Below are 21,685 nucleotides of genomic sequence, written 5' to 3'. Positions count from 1 at the left end.
CGTCGTCTCAGACGCGCATGGGCCTTAGCCCTGCGATTGCTGCTGCCAGGATTTGCCCATGCTCTGTCGTTGCGACTGGCGGCGCGCGGGCGATCTGGTGACCCGCACCTCGACACTCATCTCCTCGATGCCGCCGCCGCGCCGGACGCCGACGATCGGCGATACGTCGGCAAAATCGAGCCCGGACGCGACCCGCACATAATTGTCGTCGGCGCAGATGCCGTTGGTGGGATCGAAGGCGACCCAGCCGAGCCCCTCGACCCACGCCTCGGCCCAGGCGTGACTGGCCGGCTGGGCGTCCTCGTCGTAGCGCCGGTATAGATGGCCCGACACATAACGGGCAGGAATATCGATGGCGCGGGCTGCCGCGATGAAAATGTGGGTGTAGTCCTGGCAGACCCCGCGCCCTGCCGCGAAAGCCGACGCCGCATCGGTTGAGACCAGCGACGCTTCCGCGTCGAAGGTCATCCGTGCCCCCAGGCTGTTGCTGAGCGTATGGAGGCGGTCGAGGGTGGAGCGCGCCTTGCCCGCGACATCTTTCGCGTAGTCGCACAGCGCCTCGTCGGGCGCGGTGAGCGGAGTCGAACGCAGGAACACGCCTGCAGGCAGATCGATCGGCAGCCCCGACACCACGCCGGCCCGGTCGTCGGTCACCACCTGACCGGTCGCGGTGATGGTGAGACTGGTGACCGGCTCGTCGACATAAAGGTTGGTGATGCAATTGCCGTATCCGTCGCGGCTGTCGCGCAGCCGGGCGTCGCAATCGACGTCGATCCGCCAGTCGAGCACGGTCTGGTTGAGACAGCTGTGCGGCGTCAGGCGAAGAATCTGCATTGCGCCCACCAGCGGCTTGGTGAAGCGATATTGCGTGCGATGGCTGATCGACAGGCGCATCAGGGAAACCGGAACTGGTGCGAGATGGCAGTATCGAGGACGGCATTCTCGGCCGTATAATCACGCAGGAATTCGTGAAGGCCGCTTCGAAAAACCTCGTCGATATTGGTTTCGGCAAGTTTCGACTGACGTAGCCGCGCGAGGCGATCGGCCTCGCCCTGCCGCCCGGTCCGGCCGCCGATTTCGGCAAGGAGATCGACCACTTCGGTCGAGGAACCGGTGATCGACCGTGGCAATTCGCCCTTGAACAGCAAGAGGTCGGCGACCAGCCACGGCTTCAACGTATCGTGGTAGAATAGCCGGTAGGCGTTGCGGGCCGAAACCGTCTGCAGGATCGCGGTCCACTGATCGCGGTCGAGCACGCCGCCAACCTTTTGCTCCTTGGGGAGCAGCAGGTAATATTTGACGTCGAGCAGGCGCGCCGTGTTGTCCCCGCGCTCGATCGCCGAGCCGAGGCGCATGAACCAGAAGCCTTCGTGGCGAAGCATCCGCGCCAGCGCGCCTTCGAACCCGCGGCTGTTGGCCTTCAGCGTGTCGATCAGCGCGAGCGTGTTCTGGATCCCGCCCGGGCTGGTGCGGTCGCCGACATCGAGCCACGCGCGGTTGATCGCTTCCCACACCTCGGACGACAAGGCGTTGCGAGCAGAGCGGGCATTGTCGCGGGCGCGGGATAGGCAAGACCGGATCGAATTGGGATTGTCGAGGTCGAGCGCCAGCGTCTTGCAGACGTTGAAGGCGGACGCGCCGGGCGCCGCGGTATCGCCCGGCGCAGGGCCCAGGCCGACCACCGCGAGCGCGCTTTCCCACGTCGCACTGGTTGCAGCCGCGCCATAGGACAGCGACGACAGGCGCAAGGTCGCCTCGATCAGGCGGGTGGTGAACTCGGCGCGCTCCATGTAGCGCCCGATCCAATAAAGATTAGCCGCCGTACGGGAGAGCATGTTGCTCCTCCTCGTCGTCGCGAGGCGGCTTGGGGGCAGCGATGATCAGGCTGTCCTTCGTCCCGCCGCCTTGGCTAGAATTCACCACCAGCGATCCCGGCTCGAGCGCGACCCGGGTGAGGCCGCCCGGAACAATGGTGACGCGATCGGCGCCGCTCAGGATGAACGGGCGAAAATCGACGTGCCTAGGCACGATCCCGTCCTCGGCCAACGTCGGAACGGTCGACAGCGCAAGAGTCGGCTGGGCGATATAGCGATGCGGCTCGGCTTCCAGCGCGGCGCGGAACTCGGCGATCTCCGCTTTCGACGCCGTCGGGCCGACCAGCATGCCGTATCCGCCCGACCCGTCGACCAGCTTCACCACCAGCTTGTCGAGATTGTCGAGCGTATAGCGCAGCGCCTCGGGCTCCCGGCAGCGGAAGGTTTCGACGTTCGGAAGCAGCGCGTCGGAGCCCATGTAATAACGCACGATCTCCGGCATGAAGCTGTAGACCGCCTTGTCGTCGGCGATCCCCGTTCCCGGCGCGTTGACGATGGTGACGTTGCCTGCGCGATAGGCCGACATCAGGCCGGGGACGCCCAGCCCGCTGTCAGGATTGAAGACGAGCGGATCGAGGAACGCGTCGTCGATCCGGCGGTAGATGACGTCGACCCGCACCCGCCCTTCGATGGTGCGCATGAACACCATGTCGTCCGTGACTTCCAGATCGCGGCCCTCGACCAGCTCGATCCCCATGCTGTCGGCAAGGAAGCTGTGTTCGTAGAATGCGCTGTTGTAATGCCCCGGCGTCAGCAGCACACATACCGGCTCCAGCGATCCGCGCGGGGCGACCGAATAGAGCATGTCGCGTAGCAGATCGGGATAGGTGTCGATCGGCTGCACCGCCAACTGGGCGAACAATTCGGGGCACAGCCGCAGCATCGCCTCGCGGTTTTCCAGCATGTACGACACGCCCGACGGGGTGCGCGCATTATCCTCCAGCACGAAGAAATCGTCGGGGCCGGTGCGGACGATGTCGATGCCGCAGATATGGGTGTAGATGCCGTGCGGCGGTGCGGCGCCGTTCGCGGGAATGCAGAATTGCGGATTGCCGAGGATGATTTCCTCGGGGACCACCTTGTCCTTGAGAATATGCCGGGGGCCATAGATATCGGCGACAAACGCGTTCAGCGCGCGCACCCGCTGCTCGAGCCCGAGCGACAAGCGATCCCATTCGGCGGCGGTGAACAGCCGCGGAATGATGTCGAACGGAATGATCCGCTCCGCCGCCTTCTCGTCCCCATACACGTTGAACGTGATACCCAGGCTGCGAAACGCCGCCTCGGCCATCGCCTGCCGGCGTGCGAGTTCGCTGACCGGCGTGTTCCGGAGCCACTCGCCGAGCTGCTCGAACCCGGCGCGCGGGGTATCACCGGCCTTTTGTCCCCACAGCTCGTCAAAGGCCTTTCGTGCCGCCATCGTCAGGCCAGGCTCCGAGCGCGAAGCAGCGCGGCTTCGTCCGGCTCGCGCCCGCGAAACGCGACAAAGGATTCCATCGGATCGCGCGCATCGCCCTGGGCTAGCACTTCGCGCCGCAGTCGGTCGGCAAGCTCGGCATCGAACAAATTGCCCGTCGCGGTGAACGCCTCGAATACATCGGCGTCGAGCACTTCAGCCCACAGGTAGCTGTAGTAAGCGCTGGCATAGCCGCCGTCGAACACGTGGGTGAACACCGCCAGCCGGTGGCGCATTCCGATCGCGTCCGGCGTGCCAAGCGCGGCAAGGCTGTCGCGCTCGAAGGCAGCGATATCGGTCGGCGGCGGCTGCGTCTGGTGCAGTTTGAGATCGAGGATCGCCGAGGCCAGGAACTCGATCGTCGCAAAGCCTTGTCCGAAGGTGTCCGCACGGGCGACCGCATCGGCCAAATCGGCCGGGACGCCAAGATCGCGCAACGCTTCGGGCGATGCGACCCAATGCTCCATCAGCTTGCTTGGAAATTCGACGAAGTCCCGTGCGACGGCCGTCCCGGCAAGGCTCGGATAGGTGACGTCGGACAACAGGGCGTGCAGCGCATGGCCGAACTCGTGAAACAGCGTCCGCGCCTCGTCGAGCGACAGCAGCGCGTCTTCCTCAAGCTCGGCGCGGGTGAAGTTGGCGACAGTGTAGACGATCGGCCGCACCGGGGCATCGAGCTTTTCCTGCACCCGAAGGCTGCCCATCCACGCCCCGCCATGCTTCTGCGGCCGCGCGAGATAGTCGGTTAAGATCATGCCGACGGGCGTGCCGTCCGCCTTGTCGACCGACCAGGCGATGACGTCCGGATGATAGACCGACACGTCCGGCCGGCGGGTGAAGACCAGCCCGTAAAGCCGTTCGGCCGCGGCAAACGCGGCTCCCCGCACCTTGCCCAGCGACAGATGCGATCGGATCGCGGCTCCATCGAACGAGAAACGCTCGCGCCGCACGCGATCGGCGAAATAACGCCAGTCCCATGCGGCAAGGGTGAAGCCGCCGCCATCGCGCTCGACCATCGCTTGCAGCGCCGCCGCTTCGCGCTCGGCCTGCACCAGACCCGGCCGCCACACCCGGTCCATCAGGCCCGCGGCGGCCGCCGGGGTCTTGGCCATCGCGTCCTCGATCGCGAACGCGGCATAGGAGGAATAGCCCAACAGGCGCGCCTTTTCGTCGCGAAGCGCAACGATCTCGGCGATCACCGGATTATTGTCGAACGATCCCGACTGGCACCGCCCGGTAAAGGCGCGCCACACCCGTTCGCGCACCGACCGGTCGTCGGCATAGGTCAGCAGCCGCTCGTAGGTTCCGCGATCGACGACGAACAGCAGCTGACCGTCCAGCCCTCGCGCATGAGCGGCCCCGGCGGCGAGCGCGCGCACATCCTCGGGAATGCCGGCGGCTTCGGTCCCGGACAGGACGAGTTCGGTGGCGTTGGTCGCGTTCAGGACGTTCTGGCCGAAGGTCACGCCCAGTTCGGACAAGCGCTTGCTAATCTCGCCCAGCCGGCGCTTGGCGTCCGCGTCGAGCGCGGCGCCGCCCGACACGAAGCCCTTGTAGCTGTTGTCGACCAGCCGCGCCTGCTCCGGCGACAAGCTGTCGCGTGCCTTCCAAACCGCCGCGATGCGATCAAACAGGCGCTCGTTCTGGCTGACCTCGGTCCCCCACGCCGTCAGCCGTGCCGACACCTCGGCTTCAATGGCGTGAATGCCCGCATCGGCCTCAGCCGAGGCCAACATCCAGAAGATCCGCCGCACCCGCGCAAGCGCCGCGCCCGACCGCTCGAGCGCCGCAACCGTATTGTCGAAATCGGGCTCGGCCGGATTGTCCGTGATCGCGGCGATTTCCGCCCGGCTAAGCGCGATGCCGGCATCGATCGCGGGAAGAAACTGGTCTGCCCGAATGGCCGTGAAATCGGGCGTCCCCGACGGGCCGGTCCATTCCTCGAGCAGGAGATTAGTCAATGCTGTCGACCTCGTCGGTATGCACGTCGAACCCGGTCAGGATTGCCGAGCCGAAGGCGGTGGTCAACGCGCAGTCGGTGGCATCGCGACCGCGAGCCATCAGGATCCGCCCGATCCGCGGGAAATTGTGGCGGGCATCGACCGTGTGCCATTCACCGCCGAGATAGGCTTCGAACCACGCCGAGAAATCCATCGGTGCGTCGGCCTTGGGAACCCCGATCTCGCCGAGAAAGCCGGTGCAATAGCGGGCCGGAATATTCATGCAGCGGCACAGCGCGATCGCCAGATGCGCATAATCGCGGCATACGCCCCGCCGCTCCTGATGCGCGTCCCACGCCGTCTTGGTCGAGCGGGCGTGCTGATAGCCGAACTCGATCTGCTGATGGGTGAAGTCGAGGATCGCCTGGAGCCGGGTCCAACCGGGCTGGACGTGGCCGAACAGCCCCCAGGCGGTGTCCGACAATCGGTCGGTCTCGCAGTACCGGCTGCCCAGCAGATAGACGAGCACGTCGTCCGGAAGGTCTTGCACCGGATGCTGGATCGCATCGGGGGTGACCCGATCGGGCTCGCCGCTGTCTTCGATGACGAAGCTGCTCGACAGCAGGGTCTCGCCTTCGGGGAGGACGAAGCGCGTGGCGATGTTGCCGAAGCCGTCCTTGTAGTCGTGCATCGGAATGTCGGGATCGCTGACCAGCCGGGGCTGAGTCTTGAGATATTGGTGGCGCGATTCATGGACCCCCAGAAGGGCCATCATCGGCGTCGGCTGGCGGCAGGTGAAACGGATATCGTAGCCGGCGCGGATCAGCATCTTGGGTTTTACTTTCTCGTAACAGCGGCGGGGATCGCCGGGATAAGGGGTTCGACCTGCTCATCGAGCGTGACGTCGACGGTGACTTCCATGCCGAGGTCGCTGGCGGGAAAGCCGCTCCACGTGCCGGAAATGGGAATGGCCTGCGCGGGATCGCGAGCGACGGCGACCCGGATCAAGCCCGAGTTTCCGACGATCCCGTTGGTCGGGTCGAACTCGACCCATCCCGATCCGGGCAAGAAAATACGCACCCACGCATGTGTACTGCCGCCCCCGACCCGGCCTGATGTTCCTTTGGGATTATACAGATAGCCGGAGACGAAGTGGGCGGCGAGTCCCAGCGCGCGGCAGGCTTCGATCATCAACACCGCAAAATCGCGGCAGGTGCCCTGGCGCTTGTGCAGCGTTTCGATCGGGGACTGGGTGCCCTTTTCGGCGCGCGACAGATAGGTGAAGTCGCGGCGGATCGCGTTGGTCATCGCCGTCAACATGGCCAGCGTATCGGTCTCGGCGCTTTTCTTGACGAAGCCGCGCGCCCAATGGTCGAGAATCCGCTCGGGATCGTGATGCTGCCGCTCCATCGACCGCAGCAGGTCGGGCAATTCGTCGGGCGAATAACCGAAGGGATAACGCCGGGCGTAGGGTTCGATCTCCACCTCGCCGCGCAGCAGCGGGGTGTGCTTGAGGCGAATCCAGCTGTCGATCCGCAGTTCCTTGGCCCGCCGGTTGAAGGTCGCAAGCGCCAGCGAATTGCCGAATACGTCCTGAGTCCAGCGCAATTCGGCAGATTTGGGGCTGATATCCAGCCGCGCTTCGAGCAGATGCTGGTCGTAGCTTTCACGCGGGCGGACAAATATACGATGCTCGCCAAACGCGACGGGCTGCCGGTAGGTGTAGCGTGTCACATGAGAAATAGTCAGGATCGTCATGCAAAATGGGCCCACCGTCGCCGTAGCAGCGGGCACTCCTATCTTGGCTCCCGATGAGCCGCCACCCGTCAATGTGCTGAACCCCGCGGGGGCCTCCCCGTTCCTGCTGCTCGGCGATCATGCCGGAAATCGCATTCCGCGGGTGCTCGGCGACCTCGGGCTCGATGAAACGGAGCGGACCCGGCACATCGCGTGGGACATCGGGATCGCCGCGCTCGGCACGCTGCTGTCGGCGCGGCTCGATGCGACCTTTATCCACCAGACCTATTCGCGGCTGGTGATCGACTGCAACCGGCGGCCGGGTGCGCCGACCTCGATCCCGCCGGTCAGCGACGGAACGGCGATCGCCGCCAACGCCGCGCTCGATGCCGCCGGGGCGGCGGCGCGGGCCGCGGCGATCCACGCGCCCTATCAGGCGACCATCGCCGCCGAGATCGAACGCCGGCGCGCCGCGGGGCAGGAAACCATCCTGATCGCCCTGCACAGCTTCACGCCGTCGATGAACGGGATCGACCGGCCGTGGCAGGTCGGGATCCTGCACGACGCCGGTGACAGCCGCTTCGCCCGCGCCATGCTCGCCGCCTTCGCCTTGGACTCGGCGCTGACGGTCGGCGACAACGAGCCCTATTCGATGGACATCATCGATCACACCATCCCCCACCACGCCTACCCCCCTCGCCTACCCTACGCCGAGATCGAGATACGGCAGGACCTGCTCAGTGACGACGCCGGGATTGCGGCATGGAGCGAACGGGTCTTCGCGGCGCTGGAAGAGGCTTATCGGTCCTATCAGCAGTTCTAGGGGCGTCCGGCCAATCGAAAGCTCGCCTTCTCAGGGAAGGTGAACTGCATGGCCGCTGGCTGCGATACCAAGCATTCAGCTGAGTAGCCTCGGCCCTTGTTCTATTTTCGAGGGACTGATCTCATCAGCACGCAGTTCCGCGGAGACTTAGGGCGCGACGAGACGCACCGCGAGATTGATGCCAACCAAATCGCCGGGTCGTTGATCACGTCTAAGCCGGTCGCCGCGCGTAAAAGCCGTATCCAGCAATCACCGCATAGCAGAGCGCCGGCAAGATCAGTGCGATCGCCAGACTGCCGCTGGCGTCGGCCAGCATGCCGGTCAGCAGCGGGATCACCGCGCCGCCGAAGATGGCGATGTTGATGATCCCCGACCCATCCGCCGCCCGCGCGCCCAGTTTCTCGCAGGCGAGGCTGAAGATCGTCGGAAACATGATCGAGTTCATCAAGCCGATACCGAGCAGACTGTAGGCCGACACCTGGCCGGTGCTGTGGGTCGAGATCGCGAGCAGTGCGATGGCGCCAGCCGCGACGCTCGCCAGGATCAGCCCCGGGCTCATCACCCGCAGGAACCAGCTGCCGATGAACCGACCGATCATCGCGCCGCCCCAGTAGAGGAAGATCATGTCCCCGGCGGCGCGTTCGCTAAGCCCGAGCACATGGCTCTGCTGGAGGTAATTGACGATCAGGCTGCCGATCGACACCTCGGCGCCGACATAAAGAAAGATGCACAAGGCGCCGAGGCCGAACCGCTTGCGGCTGAGCAGCGAGAAACCGGCGAGCGGCGAGCTGCGCTCATGCTGCTCGCCCGGCAGGCGATTGCGGAACAGGAACACCGCGCCCGCGATCACCAGCAGCGCGACCGCCAGGCCGATGTAGGTGTTGCTGATCGCCTGCGTTTCGGCGGTGCGATAGGCTTCGAGCTCGGCCCCAGTGAGATCCGACGCGCTGACCCCCGCCAGCCCGCCGAGGATCAGCGCCGAGCCGACGATCGGAAACACCGTGGTGCCAAGGCTGTTGAACGCCTGCGCGAAAGTCAGGCGGCTGTGCACCGTCCTGGCCGGTCCGAGCAGGCTGATCAGCGGATTGGCGACGACCTGCACCACCACTACGCCGCTCGCGAGCACGAACAGGGCAAAGAGGAACAGGCCATAGGTGGCCGTGCGCGAGGCAGGAATGAACAGCAGGCACCCCGCCATCATCACCAGCAGGCCCGTCATCGCGCCGCGCATATAGCCGATGCGCTTGACCAGCTGTGCGCCCGGAATGCCGATCACCAGATAGGCGGTGAAAAAGCAGAACTGCACCAGCATCGCCTGCGTGTAATTGAGCGTGAAGAGCTCTTTCAGCTTGGGCAGGATGACATCGTTGAGGCTGGTGATGCCGCCGAAGATGAAGAACAGCGCGAACACGAAATAGCGCAGCTCGGGCGCATCGACGCCGTCGCCCGCATCGCTGCCGCCGACCTCTGCGGATGTGGCACCGACCATGCTTTTCTCTTCCCCTTGTTATTCAGCGTCAGGTGCGTTGCGCACTGCTAAAAGGAGCATTCCACCCCGGCCGGAATGTCCTGTCGTGCGATCCGTGCGATACGCAAGGTCAACGGACCTGCGCTGGTGATCGACAGGGAACGGCCGGTGCCGGGCGCGCAGGCGCCGGTGATGATCATCTCCCGCCAGCCCTTGCCGGCGGAGGTGGTCAGTCCGGCGGTGACGTCGATGGTCTTGCCCCCGGTGCTCATCGTGACCGGCACGGTCGGTGCATCGGCAAGTTCGTAGAGAATTCGAAAGCCTCCGGTTCCGCGACCCGCATCGGTAAAGGTCAGAGTCGCGCCTGGCGTAAAGATGATCTCGCGCGCATCTTCCTGACGATTGCGGTCTACCCCTCGCGCCGTAATCCCGCCGCCCGAACCGCGCAGATTGGCAAGCGCAACGTCGCCGCCGCGCACGGTTATCCCCGTGCCGATCCGGCCGAGGTCGAACCATTCGGCCGAGCGCGCATCGAGTATCGCGCAAGTCTCGGGGAGCCGGGCCGCGGGCACCGCCTGACCGAAAGAAAGGCCATAACCGCGCTGGAAAAGCGCGCCCTCGGTGCCGTTCACCGGTTGCCCGGTGCAGGCAGCGGGCCAGCTGAACGACAAGCGACCGGTTGCAGGACGGCGACCGTAAAGGAAGTCGGCGACACCCGCGCCCTCCCCGCCCGGCAGCCAACTCGCGACGAAAGCGTCGGCGGCATTCATCTCACGATTCATCCACAACGGCCGGCCCGAAAGGAACACTGCAACCGTGCGAATGCCCGCCGCGCGAAACTTGCGAAGTAACGTCAGACCCTCGTCGTCGGCGAACACCAGATCCTTTAGGTCGCCGGCAAATTCGGCATAGGGCTTTTCGCCGAAAACGACGACGGCGACGTCGGGCTTCTTGGTATAGCTGCCATCGGCGGAAAGAGTGGCAGCACCGCCCCCTTCGCTTGCCGCAGCTTTGAGGCCCGACCAGATCGACGTGGCGCCGGGAAAGCGCGCATTCGTAAGGTCCTCGCCGCCCTGCCAGGTCAGCGTCCAACCACCCGATGCCTGCGCGATATCGTCCGCAGCGCGCCCGGCGACGAGAATCGAGGCGCCGGCCTTAAGCGGCAGAACGCCATCGTTCTTGAGCAGAACCTGGCTCTTCGCCACCGCCTCGCGTGCAAGCGCGCGATGCTGCGGCGAACCGAGCAAGGCGAGCTTGCCGCCATTGACCCGCTCCGATGGCCGCTTCGCGCTCGGATCGAGCAAGCCGGCCCGCAATTTCATTCGCAGCACGCGCGTCACGGCTTCGTCCAGACGCGCCATCGGGATGGTCCCGTCCTTCACCTGCGCCAGCAGGCTGGCATGAAGGGCCTTGGCATCGTCGGGCACCATGTAGATGTCGAGCCCGGCGAGCAACGCCTGCGGGCAATTCGAATTGGTGCAGCCAGGAATCTGCGCATGGCCGTTCCAATCGCCGACCACGACGCCGGTGAAACCCATCGTCCCACGCAGCAGCCCGGTCAACAGCGGCTTGTTGCCATGCATCTTGGTGCCGTTGATCGAATTGAAACTCGCCATCACGGCCTCGACCCCGGCGGCAATCGCGGCCGGATAAGGCCGTGCGTGGATCGCTTCGAGCGTCTTGAGGTCGCCGTCGACATTGCCTTGATCAACGCCCTGCGCCGTGCCGCCATCGCCAAAGAAATGCTTCGCGGTAGCGATCACGTGACCTTCGCCGATACGCCCGCCCGGCTGCGCCTTGCCCTGCAATCCCTGCACCAAAGCTGCGCCCAGTTCGGCGGCGATGTCGGGATCCTCGGAATAGCTTTCATAGGTCCGACCCCAACGATCGTCTTGCGCGACCGCGACGGTGGGCGAGAAGTTCCAGTCGATACCCGTGGCCGCGATCTCGGCCGCGGTGGCAGCACCGATACGGCGGACCAGATCGGGATCGCGCGCGGCGCCAAGCCCGATGTTGTGCGGGAAGATGGTGGCACCGACCACATTGGTATGGCCGTGGACGGCATCGGTGCCCCAGATGGCAGGGATCGCCGGCTCACCACCGGGCAATGGCGCAGTGGACGCGTCCCACATTTCATCCGCGAGTTTCAGCCAGTCGGCGGCCGGCGCATACTCATTGCCGTACGGTCCGCCATTGCCGCCATTCAAATAGCTGCCGTAGCGATAGGTTCGCATTTCCTCCGGCGTGACCGAATTGATCTGCGGCTGGATCAACTGGGCGACTTTGCGCTCCAGCGACATGCGCGCGAGCAAGGCGGCGAGACGCGTATCCTCGCTGACAGGTGCGGTCTGGGTCGCGGCGAGGGGCGCAACCACGCCCGGCGACGCGCATCCAGCAATCACGGCAACCAATGCGGCCGCGCCCAACAGCTTGCAAACTCGCTTCGTCACCCCACCGCCCCGTCTTTGTGAGAACGTTCTCAGGCTGGGAGGTCTGACATGCGATCTGGCCCTTTGCAAGCTGCTAAGATGTGCGTGGCATGCGGAGCAGGAGTAACGTCGCTATCGCGGCAAAAGCCGACAGCGCGACGAATAGACCGGTGAAACCGAATGCCGGCACCAAGGCCAAGGTCAGCCATGGCATGACCAGCGATGGCCCGGTGTTCGTGAGATTGAATATGCCAAGATCCCGTCCGCGGTGTTCAGCGCGCGGCAGCACGCGCAACGTCTGCGCACTGTGCAGCGACAGAAAGATCGAAGCGGACAGGCCGAAGATGACGTAACCAGTCAGCGCCGCGCCCAACCCGGGCGCGGCGGCCATCACCATGAGTCCCACGGCGGCCCCGGCTGCGCAAAGGGCAAGCGGGGCGAATGGACGGTCGTGACGGTCGGCCCATTTGCCTGCAGCGATCGCAAGTGGGACCGCACCGGCTAGGATCAGCCCAAAAATCTGCGCGACGCGGGCGTCGGTCATGGCGGGATCGATCGCTCGAAACCAGAAAAACAGAAAGGCGAACAAAGCGGCCTCGGATATCTGTACCAGCAGGCGCGCCGTCCACATTCGAATGACCTCGCCACGCTGGCGCTTGCGCGGTGCCGTCACTTCGTTTCTCTGCTCGTCGAGGGCGACAAGCGAGCGTGCGCGGCCGAACAGCAGCACCGGGGCGACGCAAAGGGCGACCAGCGCGGCGACCAGCCACAAGCGGGTGTCGGCCGTAGCGAGCCCGGGAAGCGTCACGAGCACCCCCGCCGCCGCCCCGGCCGCCGGCGAAAAGGCCAATAAGCCTCCAAGCCTACCCTTCTGGTCGTCGGGCACATGATCGCCGGCCCAGGCGGCGAGCGGCGCCAGCATCATGTTGAGCGCTATCTGCCAGAGCAGGAGCAGCAATATTGTCTCGGCGACGCCCCCGATCCATCCGAATGCTCCGAGCAGCACACTGGACGTGACCAGACCCGCCGCTATCCACGGCTCGCGCCGCCGGGTCCGATCGCTGGCCCAGCCGAAAGCGATATTCGACAGGCTTGCCGCAATCGCACCGAAAAAGGTGGCGTACGCAAGCCAGGCGACGTCGTCGGTTCCGGCCATTCCGGTGACCCGCATTGGCAGCAAAATGGTGAGAAAAGGGACATAAGCCACCGAACCGCCGGCGGCCGCGAGCGCATATAGCCACAAGAATCGCCGCGATTGCAGCGCGGCGCCTTGCTCCTCAGCCGGCAAGCGGCGCGGGCCCGGTCGATCCGCGCTCGATAAGCCGGGCGGGAACGATGACCGGCAGATCGGGCAGTGCCTCGCCGCGGCTGGCTGTGATAAGCAATTCAACCGCCTGGCTGACCGTTTCGGCGATCGGCTGATCGATCGCTGTTAGTGGTGGGTCGGTGAAGGTCGTGACCGGCGTGTTGTCGAAACTGATCAGTGAAAGGGCGCCCGGAATCGACAGGCCGATTTCCCCGGCCACATCGCGGGCCGCGAGAGCCATTTGGTCGCTGCTGGCGATGATCGCGGTGGGGCGTGGTTCAAGCGCCAGGAGCTGGCGTGCGGCCTTGCGACCCGAGCGATAGCTGAAGTCACCGCGGACACAGAGTTCTGTCGTCGGCAGGCCGGCCTCCGCCATCGCGTCGCGCCACCCGGCCTTGCGCCATTCGCTGAGCGAATAATCGGCCGCGCCCGCGATAAAGCCGATGCGGCGGTGTCCGAGTTCGACGAGGCGGCGCGTGGCGTCGCGCGCGGCATTCTCGTCACCCATCACCAGCGGAATGCCGCCCGCCTCGCCTTTCGAACCGATGCGCGCGAAAGGCACTCGGCGGCTCTGCAGAAAGGCTGTTATCTTGGGATTGTCCGAGTGCGGCGGAGTAAGGATCACGCCATCGGGCTGAAGCGCGGCAAGGGTCGCGGTCAGTTCGCGTTCGACGTGGTCGTCGTGCGTATCGACCAATTCAAACAGCATGCGATAGCCGTGCTCGGCGCATTTCAGCATGCCACCAAGCAGCATCTGGTCGACCCAGTCCGACCCCTGCCGCGCGCGCCACGCGTCGATCGTACGATCGCGGTCGTTCAGCGCCAGAATGAGATAGGAACGCGACCCGCTCATGCGCTGCGCGGCGATCGAAGGACTGTAGCCCAGCCGGTCGATCGATTCCTGCACCCGTTCGCGCATCTCGCTGCGCACATTGGGTTCGGCATTGATGACCCGGCTTACGGTTTGCAGTGACACTCCGGCATCGGCGGCGACATGCTTGATCGTAACGGCCTGACGCCTTCTCGGCATTGGTTCAGCGCTCTCCTTCGCAGGAGCGTGCGCTACCTCTTGGAGGCTGGCACTTCCAGACCCGCACCCAATCGACTTGCATCGTTCGTGGCCAGATCGTCTCGTCGACGCCGGTCAATCCACGCTCCTCCGACAATCCGCCCCCTACCGCGAGGTTGAGGATCAGATGGAAGTTACGGTCGAAGGGCGCAGCGGGGTCGCTGGACGCCGACGTCCACCAATCACCCCGGCGCTTTGTAGCAAACACGCGACCATCATAGGTCCAGTCAATGCGTCCCGGGGCCCAGACGATGCCGAAAGTGTGAAATCCGTCGAGGATATCGGGCGCATTGGTCTCGGTGCTGTTCAGCGCATTCTTGGGCCAGTTGCCGCCAAAATGAAGCGTGCCGAGGATGGTATTCTCGCGCCCGCCCGGACAGGCGGCGCAGGCAACACCGAGATTGACCGCCTCGAGAATATCGATCTCGCCCGACGCCGCCCATGGTCCGAGGCTTTTGTCTTCGGGCAGCATCCAGATCGCCGGCCACGTCCCCTGCCCCCCAGGCAGTTTGGCGCGCACTTCGATCCGGCCGTAGCGCCACGATGCCTTGCCGCGGGTAACCATCCGCGCGGAGGTATAATCCTTCGTGACGTCGGCGACCGGGCCGGACGCGGGCCGCATGGACGCCGGCAAAGACGGACCGGTGAAGCGTTCCTTGCGAGCGGTGATGGTGAGCAGGCCGCCGCCGACCGATGCGTTGGCCGGACGGTCGGTGTAGCATTGCCGCTCGCTGTTGCCCCCGCCCCAACAATCACGGTCGAAGTCCCACTTTGTGCGGTCTATCGACGGTCCATCGAACTCGTCAGCCCAGACCAAATTCCAGCCCCGTTCGCGGCCGGGCTCGCGGGTGGTCCCGGGGGCCGGCATGGCGACCGTGGCGATCGTTTTAGGCGGGCTGTCGGGACCAAGGTTCGCTGAGGCGGTCTGCGCCTCGGTGGTGCGTTGGGTGGTCGAGCAACCCGACACCGCAGCGCCAAGGGTGAGCGCAAACATGGGCACGCGCAAAATCATGGTCCCCGTCCCTTCGATCAATCCGGATGGCCCCTATGCGGTGCCATCCGGATATAGCCTGGCGACTTAGAAGTTGAAGCGCGCCAGGAAGGTATAACGGCGGTCATTCCGGAAGGCCGACCGGGTTACCCGATTGCCGTCGAAATCGATCACCTGCGTGGTTTGCGTCACCTCGTCCAGCAGGTTCACACCCTGAACGCCGAAGGTGATCCGCTTGGTCGGCGAATAGAAGACCGAGGCATCGAGCTGCCCCGAGGCTTCCTGCCAGATCGGCGAGAAGGGGAAGATGTCGTCGCGCGGGGTGATCAAGAAATCCGACCGCCAATTATAGGCGGTACGCGCGGAGAATTTGCCCTTTTCATAAAACAGCACGGCGTTGACCGTGTGCTTCGAAATTCCGGCAAGCGGCTGCTGCGCGGCAAACGAACTGCGTGTGGCACCGCCGACCTGTGTGTTTCGGAAGTCGCCGCCGTCGACATAAGTATAGGTAAGCTGCGTGCCGAGGCCGCCTAACAGGCCAGGCAGGAAGTCATAAACCTGCTGGTAGGCCACTTCGAAGCCCTTGAGCTTGCCACCGCTGCTGTTGACCGGCCCGTTGACCTCCACCGGAATCGTCAGGCCGCCTGGGCTGGTGAACGATTGCAGATCGACGCCGCCATTCACGATTCCCTTGATGTCCTTGTAGAACAAGGCGCCCGTCAGCGATCCGACCCGAGCAAAATACCATTCAAGCGAAAGATCGTAGTTCCAGGATGTCACCGGCCGCACATTGCGATTGCCGGTGAACAGCTGGAACAGCGGACCGTTCGCCAGCGTGCCCTGGGCCCGCAGGTCATTGGTGTTGTCGCTGATCCCGCCACCCGACGAGAAGAGGTTGAGCTCTGGCCGTGACAGGCCCTTCGACACCGCGACGCGGACCAGCTTGCCGCGACCGAAGTCGAACTTGGCATTGAAGCTCGGCAGCCAGTGATCGAAGGTAATCGCGCGATTGTCGTTGAGGAATTCGCCGGTGAACGCGTTGGCGAACTCCTGCTGGCGGGCCGGGGTCAGACTGCAATAGCCCGGAAGCGATTGACCCGGTGGGGTTTGGGCGCAGGCCGCGGTCAGTTCGGCGACTTCGACCCTGCCATTCTTGTTCCCGCCAGGGCCATTGTCGAACGCGAAGCCATTGGGGAAGCCGATCAGGCCGGTCGTCTTGACCCGGGTCTGGACGTAGCGAACACCGATGTTTCCATCGACCTTGATCCCGCCACTCCCGAGATCCCCGCCGAAATCGAGGCGACCGTAGGCTGCCTTGGTGACCTCGCCGACCGCGGAGATTTCCGGCGGGCAGAAGGGGGTGCAGGCGACCACCGTGCCGTCGAGCTGGGTGTAGGAACGACCCTGCACGCCGAAGAACGGATTGGGTGTCTGCGAGAAGGTATTGATCTCCGTCGCCTGCCGCTTGCTAATCCCGGCAAGATACTCACCGAGGAAGTCGTCGCCGCCAAAGAAGAATGCCGATCCGCCGGGGAGCGGAATCGGGGCATTGCCGCGCTGGAAATTGTCGCCGAACGGGCTGCGGACCTGCGAGTAGGTGGGGAAGTCGCTGACATACGCGCCGCCGGCGATGGCGAATTCCTGCCCTGGCAGACCGGTGTACAATCGGCCCGGGACAAACGGGCAGTTGGGCCCGGCATTCCACGGCGCGCAGCCGGCGCGGCCGGCCCACGGTGCCGACAGATTGCCCCACGTGCTGAAATTGGTGTTGCGAGTGGTGCGATCGCGATCAGCCCAACGCCCGCCGAAGCGGACGTTCTTGAAGAATCCGGTTTCGCTCAGTTCGTAATCGCCGTCGACGCGCAGCGTGTTCATCTTGGCGTCGTTCTTCTCGATGCTGTCGAGAAGGAACCAGTAGTAAGTATAGAAACCGCTCGAGAAATAGTCGGCGGGCGAGCCCTGTGGCGCCAAGAAAGTGACATTGGGCGTCTTGCCCGTCGCGTCGATCTGGACGTCGGCCCAGGTGCTCATCGCGCCGATGATGGAATCACGATTGAGGTCCGACTTTACGTGCTGTGCCTCGAAGTTGAGGCGCAGGCGCTCGCTGACGTTCCATTTGACGTCGAACGAGAAGTCCTCGGTCGTGCCGGTCGCGTCGCGCTGAAAGCGAAGGCTTTCGAGCGGGATGCCGCCGCGGCCGAACGGATTGGCGTAGGCGTCGCCCGGACGTTGGGTCAGGATGCCGCTCTGGAACACGCCGTTCTGGTCGAACTGCCAGGTGCTACCGGCCCGCGGCACCGGGAACAGGGCGTCGTCGTTGACCAGCGCCAACAGCGCATATTCGTCAGTGAAGAAGCTGGTCTTGGACTTCAGCCATTCGCCGGTCGCGACGATCGCGCCGCTCGGCGATTCCCACTGAACGGTGGCGTTGTAGGCGCGGCGCTTGCGCTCAAGCTCGGTGGTACGTACGCCCGCCCCCTTCGGCGCGACGACCGTGCCCGGCGGCGGGAAGTTGGCTTCGGTGAAATTGGGAGTATCGCCAAGCCCGGCCGACGTCGCCGACTGAACACGAAGGCAAGGCCCGTCGAGCGTGGCTGCGCGGTAACAGGGATCGGTCAGCTGCGACGCATCGGTCCGCGAGGTTAGCTTTGAATCGGCAATGCCGAACTGCAGGCCGATGGTGCCGATGCCGGTCTTGAAGGTATTGGAAGCAAGCAGCGAGAGGCCCGGCGTCCACTTCTTGGCCATGTCGCCGTAATTGGCCTCGAGCGTGCCCGCGATGTGGAAGCCCGAACGGTCGAGCGGCTTGCGGGTGACGAGGTTGACGGTGCCCGAGATGCCACCGTCGATCATATCGGCGGTGACGTTCTTGAACACCTCGACCCGGCCGAGCAGTTCGGGCGAAACGTCGTTGAAGCTGAGCTCACGCCCGCCGGTCGCGGAGAAGATGTCGCGGCCGTTCAGTTCGGAACGGACGAACGGCAGGCCGCGCAGGATGACGCCGGTGCCCTCGACCGAGAAACGATCGGGATCACTGGTCTTCTCGAACCGTCCGATGTTGATGCCCGGAACGCGCTGCAGCGCTTCGGCGACCGAGCGGTCGGGAAGCGCGCCGATGTCTTCGGCGGTGATGACGTCGACCACTGTGTCGGCATTGCGCTTGCGCGACTGCGCGCTGCCAAGTGCGGCACGGTAGCCGGTGACGACGATCGCGTCCGCATCGGGTTCCGGAGTCGTCGGGGTTGTCGCGACCTCTTCTTCGTCGTCAGGATCCTTGGCCGGGGCGGTCTGCGCATACGCGGGCTGTGCCGCGATCAAAGCAAGCGCCGATGCGCTGGTGACGATGCAAAGACGGCTTGCATCAAGACCGAGCCGGTGACGACGAACCAAGTGATCCTCCCCCTGCCAAAAGGCACTGTCACAATCAACACACACCCCTGTAACACGACAATGGATAACTTGGCTCGTGAACGTTCACAACAAAATAATGAACGTTCACATCTTGCATCGTGAAAGGCCCTGCGCGAACCTTCGTGTTGTTGGGGGAGGGTCAGTCAGTGAAGCCAATTCGACATATCGTCATCGTCGGCGGAGGGACCGCCGGATGGATGGCTGCGGCAGCCTTGTCACGGTTGCGGGAAGGCAACGATCTTTCGATCACGCTTATCGAGTCGGAAGAGATCGGCACGGTCGGCGTGGGCGAAGCGACGATCCCGCCCTTTGTCGAATTCAATCAACTGCTCGGCGTCGATGAGCGCGAGATGATGGCGGCCTGCCAAGCGACCTTCAAGCTTGGCATTCAGTTCGTCAATTGGGGCAAACAGGGCGACAGCTACATCCACCCCTTTGGTGCCTATGGCTATCCGATCGACGGGATCGGTTTCCAGCAGCACTGGCACCGCGCCCGCACCCTCGGCGACGCGCGACCGATTCAGCTCTTCAACCTTGAAACCATGGCGGCTTATTTCGGCAAGTTCGCGCGCACCGACGACTATCGCCGCGAGGATCTCCCGCCCGTCAATTACGCATACCACATCGACGCTTCGCGCTACGCCAGATATTTGCGCGGACTTGCCGAAGCGCGCGGTGTCGTGCGGCAGGAAGGCCGGGTCGCCCACACCTTACTCGAAGGCGAAACGGGTTTTGTGCAATCGGTCACGATGCAGGACGGGACGGTAATCGCGGGCGATCTGTTCGTTGATTGCTCAGGCTTTCGCGGACTGTTGATCGAACAGGCGCTCAAGACAGGGTACGAGGACTGGCGGCATTACCTGCCCTGCGATCGCGCGGTCGCCCTCCCCTGCCTGCGCGAGGACGGCTCGCCCCCTGCGCCCTTCACCCGCGCGACCGCGCATTCGGCCGGTTGGCAATGGTGCGTCCCGCTGCAACAGCGCAACGGAAACGGGCACGTCTACTGCAGCGAATACATGGCCGATGACGAGGCGCTCGGCATCCTTACCGGCAACCTTGCCGGCAAGCCGAAGGCCAATCCCAACTTCCTCCGTTTCGTCACCGGACGACGCAAGAAATTCTGGAACGGCAATGTCGTCGCGCTGGGCCTTGCGGCGGGCTTCATGGAGCCGCTGGAATCGACCTCGATCCACCTGATAAACACCGGCGTGAACAAACTGATTTCCCTGCTTTCGCTCGACGGGATCACGCCCGTGCAGGAAGAAGCATTCAACCGGCTGACGACCAAGGAATATCTGCGCATCCGCGATTTTCTGGTTCTCCATTACAACGCCACCGCGCGCACCGACTCGCCTTTCTGGGATCACGTGCGGACGATGGCCGTGCCCGACACGCTGACCGAGAAGATGCAGCTGTTTCGATTGAACGGCCAGATCTTCCGGGAGGAAGACGAACTGTTCACCGAGACCAGCTGGGCGGCGGTGATGATGGGTCAGGGCATTGCCATGGAAGGCCATAATCCGATGGCCGCCCGGATCCCGCCCGCCAAGCTGCGCGGCGAATTCGACGAGATCGAAAAATCGGTGCGCTTCGTCGTCGATCGCATGCCTTCGCACGCCGATTACCTGGCTCGTTATTGCCCCGCCGCGGCTGCATAGCGGAGGTCGGTGCAAGCAGCGCCCCTACCCGGCCGGATAACGCGCCACTTCGCTGTACTGCTCGTGCTGCGGCGCGCCGAGAATGACCGATCCGTCGACACTGACCCAGACATGGGCGGTGATCGCCTTGCCTTCCCGCGGCATCCGGACGCCGTAATGCAGGATCGCGTCGATACCGCGGCGGCGGAGCATCCATTGCAGCGCGATCCCGCGTTGCAGGCAGACCGAACGAAACGGAGCGCGCCGGCCAAGCGCATCCACGATCCGCGCAGTCTCGATCCCGCCGGCCCGAGAAACCCGCTCCAGCGGCCGAGCACCCAGCCTGATATAGCGTTTGAAAGGCAGTAGCCGCGTCGCAGCGGACGCGGCCGCAAGCGCCAGTCCAGCCTCGGCGATCGCGCCCCAGTTCCGGCGTACTAGCAGAGGATTTTCAGCCACGCGCATGGGTCGCTTCTAGCACCCTATGCCGCGCTTCGTCAGCCTTGCTCCTGCTCTTCGCCGGGAATGGGGGTTGCGGTGTCGAGCGCTTCACGAACGTAAAGCTTCTTCACCAGCACATAGATGACGACGGTCAGCGGCGCGGCGAAGATGATGCCGAGTGCGCCGAACAGGGTGCCCATCGCCAGCAGCGAGAAGAGCAGTACCGCGCCGGGCAGATCGACCGCCCATTGCTGCAACAATGGCGAGAAGAGATAGCCTTCGAGCTGCTGCACCACGAAATAGACCCCCGCCACCCACAGCGCCGACTGCGGATCGACCGCGGCGGCAATCAGGATCGCGGGAATGGCGGCAAGGATGGGTCCGACGAACGGAATGAATTCCATCAATGCGGCGAGAAGGCCGAAGGCGAGCGCATTCTCGACGCCCACCAGCCACAAGCCTAAGCCGGTCGCAGTGCCGACCGCGGCCATGGTGAGGAGTTGGGCTTTCAGCCACAGCCTCAGCGCAGTGCCGCTGTCCTCGATGGCGTCGGCGGTGAGGCCGCGGCGCTCCGACGGGAAAAGCTTGATCAGCCCGGTGCGGTAGAAGCGCGGTGAGGCGGCGAGAAAGATCCCGCCGATCACGATCAACAGCGCATCGGCCAATCCGCCGCCCACACTCATGACGAAGCTTCCGGCGTTAGAGACGAAGCCGCTGCCGCCGCTCTTCAGTTGGTCGAGCTGGCCGGCAAGGCCGAACCCTTCAAGCCGCTGCTGAAGCGCTGCCCAGGCGCGGGGCAGTGTCTCGCGGATCTGCTCATACTGGCCGACCAGTTGCGCGCCGAACAGCGCGATCCCGATACCCACCACCAGCAGCACCGTCAGGACCGCCAAAAACAGGCTGACCCCCTCGGGCAGCCCGATCTTGCGATAAAGGCCGGCGAGGCCTTGGAACAAGGTCGCGACGACGACGGCGCCGAACACCATTAGCAGGACTTCGCGCAACTCCCAGGCGAGCAGCGCAAGCGCGACAAGCGCGATGACGATGAGTGTTCGTCGAACGAAGAGCCCGTCGGGCTTGGTGACTGGGGTCATGCCTGACGG

The 21,685-nt window shown here is 64.5% G+C and carries 16 protein-coding genes; 2 read left to right on the top strand and 14 right to left on the bottom strand.

The genetic code is table 11. The annotated features are described in order from the left end of the window. Positions 1–24: 24 nt before the first annotated feature. Genes V6R86_RS08850 through V6R86_RS08825 form a run of 6 tightly spaced genes read right to left on the bottom strand, consistent with a single transcriptional unit; the run spans position 25 to position 7,028 of the window. Positions 25–894 (bottom strand): transglutaminase family protein, encoded by an 870-nt coding sequence (locus V6R86_RS08850; protein ID WP_338503834.1) that lies wholly within the window; start codon positions 892–894, stop codon positions 25–27. Further along, positions 894–1,835: an alpha-E domain-containing protein gene (locus V6R86_RS08845; RefSeq protein WP_338503831.1), complete on the bottom strand. Its 942-nt coding sequence runs from the start codon at positions 1,833–1,835 to the stop codon at positions 894–896. The genes V6R86_RS08850 and V6R86_RS08845 overlap by 1 nt, the downstream gene beginning before the upstream one ends. Continuing rightward, complete coding sequence (locus V6R86_RS08840) at positions 1,813–3,294, bottom strand: circularly permuted type 2 ATP-grasp protein (RefSeq protein WP_338503829.1); 1,482 nt, start codon at positions 3,292–3,294, stop codon at positions 1,813–1,815. The genes V6R86_RS08845 and V6R86_RS08840 overlap by 23 nt, the downstream gene beginning before the upstream one ends. Positions 3,295–3,296: 2 nt before the next feature. Next, entirely contained in the window at positions 3,297–5,291 is a 1,995-nt protein-coding gene (locus V6R86_RS08835; RefSeq protein WP_338503827.1) for a M3 family metallopeptidase, read from the bottom strand. Next, complete coding sequence (locus V6R86_RS08830) at positions 5,284–6,099, bottom strand: transglutaminase family protein (protein ID WP_338503825.1); 816 nt, start codon at positions 6,097–6,099, stop codon at positions 5,284–5,286. Before V6R86_RS08830 ends, V6R86_RS08835 begins: the two co-directional genes overlap by 8 nt. An 8-nt stretch (positions 6,100–6,107) precedes the next feature. After that, a complete protein-coding gene (locus V6R86_RS08825; RefSeq protein ID WP_338503823.1) occupies positions 6,108–7,028 on the bottom strand; it encodes a transglutaminase family protein in 921 nt (306 codons plus the stop codon). On the opposite strand from V6R86_RS08825, the gene V6R86_RS08820 reads away from it, so the two are divergent. Beyond that, the gene (locus V6R86_RS08820; RefSeq protein WP_338503821.1) at positions 7,027–7,830 is read left to right on the top strand and encodes an N-formylglutamate amidohydrolase; all 804 of its coding nucleotides are present in this window, start codon (positions 7,027–7,029) and stop codon (positions 7,828–7,830) included. The two genes, V6R86_RS08825 and V6R86_RS08820, sit on opposite strands and share 2 nt — an antisense overlap. A 211-nt stretch (positions 7,831–8,041) precedes the next feature. On the opposite strand, the gene V6R86_RS08815 is transcribed toward V6R86_RS08820, so the two are convergent. From V6R86_RS08815 to V6R86_RS08790, 6 genes are all read right to left on the bottom strand, one after another. Continuing rightward, complete coding sequence (locus tag V6R86_RS08815) at positions 8,042–9,319, bottom strand: sugar MFS transporter (RefSeq protein ID WP_338503820.1); 1,278 nt, start codon at positions 9,317–9,319, stop codon at positions 8,042–8,044. A 47-nt stretch (positions 9,320–9,366) separates the two neighbouring features. Beyond that, on the bottom strand, positions 9,367–11,673 hold the full coding sequence (locus tag V6R86_RS08810) for a glycoside hydrolase family 3 protein (protein WP_338503818.1): 2,307 nt from the start codon (positions 11,671–11,673) through the stop codon (positions 9,367–9,369). A 148-nt stretch (positions 11,674–11,821) separates the two neighbouring features. Next, positions 11,822–13,015 (bottom strand): MFS transporter, encoded by a 1,194-nt coding sequence (locus V6R86_RS08805; protein WP_338503816.1) that lies wholly within the window; start codon positions 13,013–13,015, stop codon positions 11,822–11,824. Continuing rightward, on the bottom strand, positions 13,005–14,063 hold the full coding sequence (locus tag V6R86_RS08800; RefSeq protein WP_338503814.1) for a LacI family DNA-binding transcriptional regulator: 1,059 nt from the start codon (positions 14,061–14,063) through the stop codon (positions 13,005–13,007). The genes V6R86_RS08805 and V6R86_RS08800 overlap by 11 nt, the downstream gene beginning before the upstream one ends. A gap of 4 nt (positions 14,064–14,067) precedes the next feature. Further along, positions 14,068–15,096, bottom strand: coding sequence for a glycoside hydrolase family 16 protein (locus V6R86_RS08795; protein ID WP_338503812.1), 1,029 nt, complete (start codon positions 15,094–15,096; stop codon positions 14,068–14,070). An 84-nt stretch (positions 15,097–15,180) separates the two neighbouring features. Further along, entirely contained in the window at positions 15,181–18,483 is a 3,303-nt protein-coding gene (locus tag V6R86_RS08790; RefSeq protein WP_338503811.1) for a TonB-dependent receptor, read from the bottom strand. A gap of 167 nt (positions 18,484–18,650) precedes the next feature. Between V6R86_RS08790 and V6R86_RS08785 the strand changes: the two genes are divergently transcribed. Beyond that, positions 18,651–20,162 carry a tryptophan halogenase family protein gene (locus V6R86_RS08785; protein WP_338503809.1) on the top strand — a complete coding sequence of 504 codons (1,512 nt, stop codon included), beginning with the start codon at positions 18,651–18,653 and terminating at the stop codon, positions 20,160–20,162. Positions 20,163–20,186: 24 nt separating this feature from the next. Here the strand turns inward: V6R86_RS08785 and V6R86_RS08780 are convergent, their stop codons facing one another. Together V6R86_RS08780 and V6R86_RS08775 are read right to left on the bottom strand one after the other, a co-directional pair. Continuing rightward, complete coding sequence (locus V6R86_RS08780; RefSeq protein WP_338503807.1) at positions 20,187–20,600, bottom strand: lasso peptide biosynthesis B2 protein; 414 nt, start codon at positions 20,598–20,600, stop codon at positions 20,187–20,189. A 38-nt stretch (positions 20,601–20,638) separates the two neighbouring features. After that, positions 20,639–21,676 carry an AI-2E family transporter gene (locus V6R86_RS08775; RefSeq protein WP_338503805.1) on the bottom strand — a complete coding sequence of 346 codons (1,038 nt, stop codon included), beginning with the start codon at positions 21,674–21,676 and terminating at the stop codon, positions 20,639–20,641. Positions 21,677–21,685: the final 9 nt, after the last annotated feature.

Source organism: Sphingomonas kaistensis (assembly GCF_036884275.1).
Lineage (GTDB): Bacteria > Pseudomonadota > Alphaproteobacteria > Sphingomonadales > Sphingomonadaceae > Sphingomicrobium > Sphingomicrobium kaistense_A.
This window is presented reverse-complemented; position numbering and strand designations above follow the sequence as displayed.

What these genes read in the sequence shown, in the direction of transcription:
- V6R86_RS08850 (WP_338503834.1), bottom strand. Translation starts at nt 894, where the DNA reads ATGCGCCTGTCGATCAGCCATCGCACGCAATATCGCTTCACCAAGCCG.
- V6R86_RS08845 (WP_338503831.1), bottom strand. Translation starts at nt 1,835, where the DNA reads ATGCTCTCCCGTACGGCGGCTAATCTTTATTGGATCGGGCGCTACATG.
- V6R86_RS08840 (WP_338503829.1), bottom strand. Translation starts at nt 3,294, where the DNA reads ATGGCGGCACGAAAGGCCTTTGACGAGCTGTGGGGACAAAAGGCCGGT.
- V6R86_RS08830 (WP_338503825.1), bottom strand. Translation starts at nt 6,099, where the DNA reads ATGCTGATCCGCGCCGGCTACGATATCCGTTTCACCTGCCGCCAGCCG.
- V6R86_RS08820 (WP_338503821.1), top strand. Translation starts at nt 7,027, where the DNA reads ATGCAAAATGGGCCCACCGTCGCCGTAGCAGCGGGCACTCCTATCTTG.
- V6R86_RS08825 (WP_338503823.1), bottom strand. Translation starts at nt 7,028, where the DNA reads ATGACGATCCTGACTATTTCTCATGTGACACGCTACACCTACCGGCAG.
- V6R86_RS08815 (WP_338503820.1), bottom strand. Translation starts at nt 9,319, where the DNA reads ATGGTCGGTGCCACATCCGCAGAGGTCGGCGGCAGCGATGCGGGCGAC.
- V6R86_RS08800 (WP_338503814.1), bottom strand. Translation starts at nt 14,063, where the DNA reads ATGCCGAGAAGGCGTCAGGCCGTTACGATCAAGCATGTCGCCGCCGAT.
- V6R86_RS08795 (WP_338503812.1), bottom strand. Translation starts at nt 15,096, where the DNA reads ATGTTTGCGCTCACCCTTGGCGCTGCGGTGTCGGGTTGCTCGACCACC.
- V6R86_RS08775 (WP_338503805.1), bottom strand. Translation starts at nt 21,676, where the DNA reads ATGACCCCAGTCACCAAGCCCGACGGGCTCTTCGTTCGACGAACACTC.